Annotated in this window: 10 protein-coding genes; 8 read left to right on the top strand and 2 right to left on the bottom strand. The window is 67.7% G+C overall.

All coding sequences use genetic code 11. The features are described from left to right. On the top strand, nt 1-225 hold a 225-nt coding region (locus IEY86_RS35015), incomplete at its 5' end, for a hypothetical protein (protein ID WP_189135948.1). Here IEY86_RS35015 and IEY86_RS35020 read toward each other — a convergent pair. Next, on the bottom strand, nt 220-933 hold the full coding sequence (locus IEY86_RS35020; RefSeq protein ID WP_189135949.1) for a FadR/GntR family transcriptional regulator: 714 nt from the start codon (nt 931-933) through the stop codon (nt 220-222). The two genes, IEY86_RS35015 and IEY86_RS35020, sit on opposite strands and share 6 nt — an antisense overlap. A 414-nt stretch (nt 934-1,347) precedes the next feature. On the opposite strand from IEY86_RS35020, the gene IEY86_RS35025 reads away from it, so the two are divergent. The 6 genes from IEY86_RS35025 to IEY86_RS35050 all read left to right on the top strand — a co-directional run bounded on the left by IEY86_RS35025 (nt 1,348) and on the right by IEY86_RS35050 (nt 7,792). Next, nucleotides 1,348-2,583, top strand: coding sequence for an aminotransferase class V-fold PLP-dependent enzyme (locus IEY86_RS35025; protein ID WP_229699048.1), 1,236 nt, complete (start codon nt 1,348-1,350; stop codon nt 2,581-2,583). A gap of 69 nt (nt 2,584-2,652) precedes the next feature. Continuing rightward, nucleotides 2,653-3,948, top strand: a complete 1,296-nt coding sequence (locus IEY86_RS35030; RefSeq protein ID WP_229699049.1) for an ABC transporter substrate-binding protein — start codon at nt 2,653-2,655, stop codon at nt 3,946-3,948. A gap of 14 nt (nt 3,949-3,962) precedes the next feature. Then, a complete protein-coding gene (locus IEY86_RS35035) occupies nt 3,963-4,958 on the top strand; it encodes a carbohydrate ABC transporter permease (protein ID WP_189135952.1) in 996 nt (331 codons plus the stop codon). Next, nucleotides 4,955-5,791: a carbohydrate ABC transporter permease gene (locus IEY86_RS35040; protein WP_189135953.1), complete on the top strand. Its 837-nt coding sequence runs from the start codon at nt 4,955-4,957 to the stop codon at nt 5,789-5,791. The genes IEY86_RS35035 and IEY86_RS35040 overlap by 4 nt, the downstream gene beginning before the upstream one ends. A gap of 138 nt (nt 5,792-5,929) precedes the next feature. Further along, the gene (locus IEY86_RS35045; protein WP_189135954.1) at nt 5,930-7,204 is read left to right on the top strand and encodes a sulfite oxidase; all 1,275 of its coding nucleotides are present in this window, start codon (nt 5,930-5,932) and stop codon (nt 7,202-7,204) included. Nucleotides 7,205-7,294: 90 nt separating this feature from the next. Beyond that, a complete protein-coding gene (locus tag IEY86_RS35050; protein WP_189135955.1) occupies nt 7,295-7,792 on the top strand; it encodes a GNAT family N-acetyltransferase in 498 nt (165 codons plus the stop codon). A 39-nt stretch (nt 7,793-7,831) separates the two neighbouring features. On the opposite strand, the gene IEY86_RS35055 is transcribed toward IEY86_RS35050, so the two are convergent. Next, a complete protein-coding gene (locus IEY86_RS35055) occupies nt 7,832-8,887 on the bottom strand; it encodes a glycosyltransferase family 2 protein (protein ID WP_189135956.1) in 1,056 nt (351 codons plus the stop codon). Between the two features lie 100 nt (nt 8,888-8,987). Between IEY86_RS35055 and IEY86_RS35060 the strand changes: the two genes are divergently transcribed. Further along, nucleotides 8,988-9,455 (top strand): GtrA family protein, encoded by a 468-nt coding sequence (locus tag IEY86_RS35060; RefSeq protein ID WP_189135957.1) that lies wholly within the window; start codon nt 8,988-8,990, stop codon nt 9,453-9,455. Nucleotides 9,456-9,691: the final 236 nt, after the last annotated feature.

Below are 9,691 nucleotides of genomic sequence, written 5' to 3' on the forward strand. Positions count from 1 at the left end.
ACGACGGCGGCGACCACCGAGACGATCGCCCACGCCGCCGGCACGATCCAGGACTCCGTGATCATCGCCGGATATTTGCCCAGGTCGATGGAGGAGCGGGGATTCACCGTGAGCCGATCCTCCGCGGAGACGGGCAGGCAGTGGCCGATCTCCTTGAGGATCCTGTACCGGTCGCCGCCGAAGAGCAGGGGCAGGACTGGTCTCGCCGCGGCGGCGCCGTCATGAGGAATCGGATCCGTGGCCGCCGTCCGCCGCGGCAGGCGGCAGAAGGGTGTGCAGCCACCTCTCCGTGTGCGCCACGTGGGTCGCCGCCGCGGTGGCTGCGGCGACCGGGTCCCTGTTGGCGATGGCGGTGGCGATGGCCCGGTGCTCCTCGTCGCTCGCGCGCTTGATCTCGGCGCTTTGAGGAAGTGTGAACAGCTGGTACGCGCGAGATCGCGCACGGAAGACCTCGAGCAGGGACTCCAGCGCGGGGTTGCCGCCGATCCGGGCGATCGCCGAGTGGAAGCGATGGTCGAGGGTGGAGGTCTTGGACGGATCCTGCTGCGCCTCCATGGCCTCCATGGGCTCCATGACCGTCCTCAGTGACTCGGCGGTCACGCGGGCCGCTGCCTGCGCCGCCATGTGGGACTCCAGAATGCGCCGGATCTCGTAGACCTCCAGCAGGCCGGCCAGTGGCAGCAGATCCACGGTCAGCGACAGGCTCCCGATGATGTCTTCCGGCCGAAGCTGGGAGACATAGGTGCCCGACCCGTGGCGGGGCTCGACGACACGCAGGGCGGCGAGCATGCGCACCGCCTCGCGCAGAGGGCCCCGCGAGACACCGAGTTCGTCGCACAACTCGTTCTCGGGCGGAATGCGCTCCTCGGGACCGAGACGCCCGGTGGCGATCATGTGCCGTAGGCCGTGAAACGCCCTGTCGACTGCGGACATCGCTTCCTCCCGTCCGGGCTGCGCCGCCCGCTTCACACCACTCTACCCAGTCATCTGATGTCTGATGGAAGTCATTAGACGACTTCTTTTGCCGGGTGGACTGTCGGTGATGGTGTGGCTCCGCCCAGGAGTGCTGAGGAGTACTGAGAAGTGCCGAGAAGCGCCGAGAAGTGGGGCAGGAGCGGCGCCCCTTGGGTGTCCTGTGCTCATTTTATGCGGGGAATAGTTCTGTATAGCCGTATTTTCAGGAGCACAGAGCCTCATCGTCCTGCCTTGCAGGGGGGTCGGCAACGGGAGAAGAGGAAGACGGGGCCCTCGGAGTATTGCCCTCGATCGGAGCGCCGTGCCAGGATGCGCGGGCAAGTCGTCATACGTCTTTCCCAAGTCATCAGAAATGGTGGGGGTGCGGGGCACGTGAGCAGGACCGATGTCACCACAGGGCCCCGCCCTCTGCTCCTGGCGGACGGCCGCGCGGCCGCCGAAGCCTGGTCCCTGGACTCCGCCCACAGGCATCTCAACCATGGCTCCTTCGGGGCGGTTCCGCTCCTCGCCCAGGAGGAGCAGAACCGGCTGCGCCAGGAGATGGAACGCTCTCCAGTGGTGTGGTTCCCCACCCTTCCGCAGCGCATCGCGCGGGCACGGACGGCGATCGCCGCGTTCCTGCGTGTCCGCGCCGAAGACCTGGCCCTGGTGCCGAACGCCAGCGGTGGCGCGAGTGCCGTCTACACGAGCCTGCCGCCCAGGCGCGGCGGTGAGATCGTCGTGACCGACCACGGATACGGCGCCGTCACGATGGGGGCCGAACGCCTCGCGAGACGCTGGGGCGCCAGTGTCCGCACGGTGGCAGTCCCTCTAGACGCCGATGAGGACCAGGCGTGCGAGGCCGTGTTCGGCGCACTGAGTGATGCGACAGGGCTGATCGTCCTGGACCACATCACATCGATGACCGCACGCCGCATGCCGGTGGAGCGGATCGGTGCGCAGGCCCGGAAGCGAGGCATCCCCTTACTCGTGGACGGCGCCCACGTTCCCGGCCTGATCGACGACCCCGTCTCCCGCCTCACATGCGATTTCTGGATCGGCAACCTCCACAAGTTCGGATGCGCCCCACGTGGCACGTCGGCGCTGATCGCGCGCGGCCCGCTGCGGGACGAGCTCCACCCGCTGATCGACTCCTGGGGCGCCGCCGATCCGTTTCCGGAGCGCTTCGACACCCAGGGAACGGTGGACGCCACCAGCTACCTGGCGGCGCCGACCGCGCTCGACTTCATCGAGCACACCTGGGGCTGGACAACAGCACGCACCTACATGCGGGAGCTGGCCGACTATGCCGAGCGGATCATCGGTGACGCCTTCTCCGAGCTCTGCGGCGAAAGCTGCGCCGTCGACGTCGGGATGCCGGTCAACGCCCTGCGGCTGGTGCGCCTTCCCAACGGCCTGGCCACAAGCCATGACGACGCCAATGCGCTGCGCGACCGGGTGGCGCACGAACTGGGCGTCACCGCCGCCTTCACCTGCTTCGACGGGACCGGCTACTTCCGCCTGTCGACGCACGTCTACAACACCGCCGCCGATTTCGAGTACTTCGCCGAGCGCTGCGTTCCCGTGCTCGACAAGTGGGCCCGTGAGGCGGACCTCGCCTCGAAGTGACGGAAGCGCCGAGGGGCTCCGCGTATGGATCCTGCCCCATTGCGCAACCGCAGCCATGAAGGAGGACAGTTGAGAACCGGCAAGGCAACACTGGCGCTCGGCATCGCCGCCGCGATGCTGATGGCGGGCTGCTCCACCGGCCCGAGTGACGGAACCGTCACCCTGCAGATGGTCGAAAGCCTCACGAACCCCGCGCGTACGAAGCTCCTCAAGGAGCTCATCGCCGAGTTCGAGCAGAAGCACCCCAAGATCAAGGTCAATCTGGTCTCGCCGCCCACCAACCAGGCGGACCAGAAGATCCAGCAGATGCTCCAGTCCGGCAACGGCGTCGACGCGCTCGAGGTACGCGACACCACCGTCGGCCCCTGGTCGACCAACAAGTGGCTCTACGACATGAGCAAGGACCTCAAGGGCTGGAGCGGCTGGAAGAACCTGACCGAGAACGCCGTCCACGCCTCCCAGGACGTCCACCGCAAGACGTACTTCGTCCCCTACGGCTTCTACGGCCTGAGCCTGTTCTACCGAACCGACCTGGTGGAGAAGGCCGGCTTCAAGAAGCCGCCCGCCAACTGGGCCGAGCTTCTCGAGCAGGCGGCGAGGATCCAGAACAAGGACAAGCGCCAGTACGGCTACGCCTTCCGAGGCGGAGCCGGCGCGGGCAACAACGTGGTCGCGGCCATCGAGGCGTACGTCGCCGACACGATCGACCCCGGAAACGGCTACAAGCTCATCGACGGCACCTCGATCTTCGCGGCACCGCAGGCCCTGGACGCGCTGGACACCTACTTCAAGCTGTTCAAGAAGGCGTCGCCGCCGTCGTCCGTCGCCTGGGGGTACCCGGAGATGGTCGAGGGATTCTCGAACGGCTCCACGGCGTTCCTGCTTCAGGACCCCGAGGTCATCGCCACGGTGGGGCAGTCGAAGGCGATCAAGAAGGACCAGTGGAGTACGGCCCCCCTGCTGACCGGCCCCACCGGCAAGGCCGTTCAGCCGCTGGCCACGGCGGGCTGGGGAATCGCCAAGGCCGCCAAGCACAAGCCGGAGGCACTCGAGCTGATCAAGTTCCTCTCGCAGGGCGAGGCGTCGACCACCTTCACCAAGGAGAACAGCCTGGTCCCGATCCTCAAGAAGGCGAGCGAGGACGATTTCTACAAGACCGGTCCCTGGGCGAGCTACGTGACCATGACCGCCCATCCGGACGTCTACGTCGCCGTCCCCCAGCCCCGTGATGTGCCCTGGTGGAGCGAGTGGTCGCAGAAGTCCGACGCCGAGGTGCAGAGGGTGCTGCTCGGCAAGATGTCGCCGAAGGAGCTGCTCGCCGGCTGGGACAAGTACTGGACAGAGAAGTGGAAGAGCGGCAGCTGAGGGGACAGCCGGACGTGACCCTTTCGACTCATCAGCAGGTGGAGCGCCCCTCCCCCGAGGGGGGCGCTCGGCCCGCGAGGAAAAGCGCGGGCCGGCGTCCCCGCAAGCCCGAATTCACCGCGCGCCGCGGCCTGGTCATCGCCGGCTACATGGCTCCGGCCGCTCTCTTCGTCGCGGCGTTCGTCTACTACCCCATGGTGCGCGGCAGCCAAATGGCCTTCCGCCACTGGAACCTCACCGACCTGACCGACACCTCCTGGGTGGGCCTGGACAACTTCCGGGCAGTCCTCGAGGACCCGGCCTGGCCCACCATCCTCGGCAACACCGCGCTCTGGGTGATCGCCTCACTCGTTCCCCAGTTCGTGATCGGCTTCGCCATCGCGCTGTGGCTGCGCCGCAACTTCCGCTTCCGGGGGCTGTACCAGGCGCTCATCTTCTTCCCGTGGGCCATCTCCGGATTCCTCATCGGCATCCTCTTCCGCTGGATGTTCAACAGCGAGTTCGGGGTCGTCAACGACCTGCTCCAGAAGGCGGGGCTGATCGACCACCCGATCGCCTGGCTGGCGGAGCCCAGGATGGCGATGCTCGCGATCATCGTCGCCAATGTCTGGTACGGGGTCACCTTCTTCGCCATCATGATCCTGGCCGCCCTGCAGTCCATCCCCGACGACGTGTACGAGGCCGCCCAGCTCGACGGCGCCGGCAAGGCGCGCACGCTCTTCCAGATCACCATCCCGTACATCCGGACGACACTGGCGCTGACCGTGCTGCTCCGGGTCATCTGGATCTTCAACTTCCCCGACCTCATCTTCGGGATGACCGGCGGCGGACCGAACAACGAGACACACATCCTCACCACATGGATGATCACGATCACCCAGCAAGGGGACTACGGGAAGGCGTCCGCGCTCGGCCTCGTCGTCGTCGCGCTCCTGCTGGTGTTCTCGGTCTTCCACCTCATGGCCACACGGGAGAAGGCCACCCGCGAGGAGAAGGGAGCACGATCGTGATCAGCAAGGAGTCCGTTCCGGGACGCGTGGCCAGAGTGTCCTTCCTGGCCGCCTGGCTGCTCATCACCGTCTTCCCGCTCTACTGGATCACCATCACCTCGCTGAAGCGCCCGGGCGACATCTTCACGTTCCCGATCGCCTACTGGCCGGAGCATCTGTCCCTGGAGAACTACACCGGGCTGTTCAGGGACCATCAGTTCGGCGTCTACATCGCGAACAGCCTCGTTGTCGCCGCGGTGGCGGCAGCGGCGGCGACAGCGATCTCCATGCTGTCGGCCTATGTCCTGGCCCGTTTTGAGTTCCGGAGCAAGTCCGCGCTGCTGATGGCGACGCTCGTCACGCAGATGATCCCCGCGTTCATCGCGCTGGGACCGCTGTATCTGCTGATGACCGACCTCGACCTGGTCGACAACCGCCTCGGGCTCATCCTCGTGTACATCGCCGTCTGCATCCCCTTCTGCACCGTGATGCTCCGCGGATTCTTCGAGAACATCCCGGACGCGCTGGAGGAAGCCGCGATGATCGACGGCCTCTCCCGCTTCCGCGCGCTGTTCCAGGTGCTCTTCCCGGTCATGAAGCCGGGCATCATCGCGGCGTTCATCTTCAACTTCGTGAACTGCTGGAACGAGCTCTTCCTCTCGGTCACGCTGATGAACAGCGACGACCACAAGACCATCCCCACCGCGCTGAACGGCTTCATCTCCAGCTTCAACATCGACTGGGGCTCGATGTCGGCGGCAGCCGTGCTCACGATCCTTCCGACCATGGTGCTCTTCGCCTTCGCCAGCCGCCACATCGTCCAGGGGCTCACCTCCGGCGCGGTGAAGGAGTAGCGGCCGCACACGAGAACCTCGGTGACACACCGGGCCCCCGCGCCGCCCCGAAATGCTATCCCTGAACCACCGAGTTCATACGCGGACCTGGGGATATGACGGTTACCTCGCCGGAACGGGCCCTCGTACGATCCCGGCATGACCGACATTTCCTCGGCCCCTGATCCCACCTCGGAAGCGGCCTACGACCGCCGTCGGCTCGAGCAGTGGCTGAGCGGCGGCGCGAGAGCCGACGGCGTCACCCGCCGCAACATGCTCAAGCTCCTGGGCGCCGCCGGACTCGTCGCCGTTCCCGTGGGCGCCGCGGCCATCGCCGACGCGGTCGCCGCCGCCGACCTCGGCATCGTCAAGCCTTTGCCGGTGGAGCTGTTCAGCGTTCGCGGCACCAACGCCGAGACCAAGTGGGAGGCATTGCGCGGTACCGGCTACCACACCCCCATCGACCGCTTCTTCGTCCGCAACCACACCTCCACCCCGCGGATCGACGAATACGGCTGGCGGCTGCGCGTCTTCGGCAGCGGTCTGCGCGGCGGTCCCATGGAGTTCGGTTACGACGAGCTGCGCCGGATGCCTTCCACCACCTTCAGCGCGTTCATCGAGTGCGCGGGCAACGGGCGGAGCTTCTACGACACCCAGCAGGGGGAGCCGGCCACCGGCACCGCGTGGACCCTCGGTGCGATAGGCATGGCCCGCTGGCGCGGGGTACGCCTCGCCGAGGTGCTCAGGCGCGCCGGAGTCACCCGCGACGCCGTGGACGTGATGCCGACCGGTCTGGACGACGAGTATGTCTCCGGCCGGCTGAATCTGGGCCGGGTGCGGCGCCCCCTGCCGATCGCCAAGGCCCTGGACGATGTGATCCTCGCCTTCGAGATGAACGGGGAGCCGCTGCCGCCCGACCACGGATACCCGGTCCGGGTCCTGGTGCCGTCCTGGATCGGCATCTCGTCCATCAAGTGGGTCGGCTCGATCGAGGTCTCGGCGGAACCGCTGTACTCGCCGTGGAACACCGACTTCTACCGCCTCCTCGGCCCCGCCTACCCGCCCGCAGGAGGCCCTGTACTGACCACGCAGACTGTCAAGAGTGCCTTCGAGCTGCCCTGGAACGCCACGGTGCGTGCAGGCGACCGGGTACGCCTGCACGGACGCTCCTGGAGCGGGAGCGGCCGGGTGCGCCAGGTCGAGGTGAGCACGGACGGCGGCACACTCTGGCGCCGAGCGCGTCTGCGCGACATCCCTCGCCGGAACGGGTGGGTGCGCTGGCACATCGACTGGCGGCCCGATCGGCGCGGTCAGGTCCAGGTGATGGCCCGGGCCACCGACTCCACGGGGCACTCCCAGCCGGAGAAGTCGGTGTTCAACTCCCAGGGCTACTTGTTCGACGCCGTGGTCCGCCATCCGATACAGGTGGTGTAGCAGGTGGTGCAGCACTCGCGGTGCACCTCGGCCACCGCGCCGCGCCGCCGATCCGGAATGCCGCGCCGCCGATCTGGAATGCTGGCCGGCATGACTGATCGACCTGAGACCGTCGTCGCACGCTGGCCGGTCCGGAGCCCGTCCGGGCCGGACGGGCTTGCCGGGCTGCTGTCCGCCTATCACTTGCAGACGGAGGCGGAGAAGGGTGCGGCTGTCGCCGATGTCGCCGCACTGCCGGACCGGTATCGGGCGGAGATCGTGGACCCGCGTGCGGTGTTCGCCCGCGATGCGGTGCTGGTGGCGCTGCGCGGGGAGGAGACCGCGGGGTGTGTCGTCGTGGCACCGGCCGCGGGATGGACGGAGATCAAGCGGCTGTGGGTGACTCCGCCGATGCGTGGGCAAGGCGTCGCGGCGGCCCTGGTCGCGGCGGCGCTGAAGCATGCGGGGAAGACCGGCGCCGGCACCGTCCGGTTGTCGGTGTGGAACTGGCGGACCGACGCCATCGCGTTGTACGAGCGGTTCGGATTCACCGTGGTGGGCTCGTGGGACACCCGCGACCGACTGGTGTGCATGGAGCGCGCGGCCTGACCGGTCATGGGCGGAGCCTTGGCAAGGGAGGCGGGCCGTTCAGGGCGACGCCCCCGGCAGGTCCGCCTCCGGAGCCGGTGTCCATGGCTGCCACCCGGACGGGGGTCGGGACGGACCCTTGCCGGTCGGAGGTTTCGGTACCTGGCCGTCGTCCGGGTCGCCCGGGCGCGGCGAACGCTGAGGGGCCGGGTAGGCCAGATGTACGAGCCGGGACTGTTCCTGACGCATGTGCATGACCGATTCGAGAATGTAGCCCACGAGCAGGACCAGTGCCGCGATGGTCATGATCGCGGCCGCGAGGATCGCCGTGGGGAAGCGCGGCACGGTGCCCAGGCGGATGAAGTCGATGACGACCGGGGCGGCGAGGATCACCGCGACGAGGGCGAGCAGGCCCGCGACCGCGGTGTGGACGAGCGACGGCCGCTCGCGACGCGCCAGATTGAGGATGACCCGCAGGATCCTCCAGCCGTCCCGATAGGTCCGCAGTTTGCTCGCGCTTCCGGTCGGCCGGTCCTTGAAGTCGACTCCGAGCTCCGCCGTGGGAAGCCGGAGGGTGATCGCGTGGACCGTCATCTCGGTCTCGGTCTCGAACTGGCGGGCGAGCGCTGGGAAGGACTTGACGAAGCGCCGGGAGAAGACGCGGTAGCCGCTCAGTATGTCGGTCACGTCATTGCCGAAAAGCGACCGGACCGCCCCCGTGAGCAGCTTGTTGCCGACGGCGTGCCCAGCCCGGTAGGCACCGTCGACGACCTCGCGGCGGGCGCCGACGACCTGGTCGTACGGGCCCTCGAAGAGCAGGTCGACCATGTCGCCCGCCCGTGAGGCGTCGTAGGTGTCGTCACCGTCGATGATGAGCAGGGCGTCGGCGTCGACATCGGCGAACGCGCGCCGAATGACATTGCCCTTCCCCTTGCGGGGCTCCTCCCGGATGATGGCACCCGCCTCGCGGGCGACCTGCACGGTGCGGTCGGTCGAGGCGTTGTCGTAGACATAGATGTCGGCCTCGGGGAGCGCCGCCCTCAGATCGCGCACGACCTTGCCGATGGCCGCTTCCTCGTTGTGGCACGGCACGACGCAGGCGATTGTTGGGCTCACAGCCTCTCCTCAGCCGCATAGACCTTGTCGATAATAGGACATACTGCGACACGGGGATGTCCGACATGCCGGGGCGCACCCTGTCGATACGATCTGCTCCGTGTCGGTCCTCGCGTCCTTGGCGCTGCGCACGGGCGAGGCCATCAGGGGCATCTGGCGCGAGGTCACCAAGTTCGGGATCGTCGGAGCCCTCGCCTTCGTGGTGGACAACGGTGGCTACAACCTGCTGGTCTTCGGCCTCCCCGGCGCGGGTGGGGGACCGATGCGGTCCGCGCCCGTCCGGGCGTCCGTGGCCGCGGCCGCCGCGGCGATGATCTTCAGTTGGGCCGGGAACCGCTACTGGACCTACCGCCACCAGCACCGCGAGAAGCTGACGCAGGAACTGGCGCTGTTCACCTTCGTGAATGTCGTCGGTCTCGTCATCACGGCCGGCACGGTCTACGTGTCGAGGCATGCGGCCGGGCTCGACTCGGTCCTCAGCGACAACGTCGCGCGCATCTTCGGCTGGGGCGTCGCCACGCTGTTCCGCTTCTTCGCCTATCGGCGCTATGTCTTCGTCGCGCCCTGACCGTCAGGAGCCCTCCGCGGCGAATGCGGGGCTGAGTCGGCCCGCGCTGTTAGCATCCGGGTCCATGGGACATATCCGGCGGATCTGGCATGAACGACGCTGGATCTGGGGTCTGGCCGGTATCGCCGCGGCCTGCTGCCTGGCCACCACGGTCGTGTTCTGGCCCGGGTACATGAGTCCCGACAGCTTTGCGCAGCTCAAGCAGGCCACGGGCAGGGAAACGCTGACCGACTGGC

Source organism: Wenjunlia tyrosinilytica (genome assembly GCF_014646055.1).
GTDB classification, from domain to species: Bacteria; Actinomycetota; Actinomycetes; order Streptomycetales; family Streptomycetaceae; genus Wenjunlia; species Wenjunlia tyrosinilytica.

What these genes read in the sequence shown, in the direction of transcription:
- IEY86_RS35020 (WP_189135949.1), bottom strand. Translation starts at nt 933, where the DNA reads ATGTCCGCAGTCGACAGGGCGTTTCACGGCCTACGGCACATGATCGCC.
- IEY86_RS35045 (WP_189135954.1), top strand. Translation starts at nt 5,930, where the DNA reads ATGACCGACATTTCCTCGGCCCCTGATCCCACCTCGGAAGCGGCCTAC.
- IEY86_RS35050 (WP_189135955.1), top strand. Translation starts at nt 7,295, where the DNA reads ATGACTGATCGACCTGAGACCGTCGTCGCACGCTGGCCGGTCCGGAGC.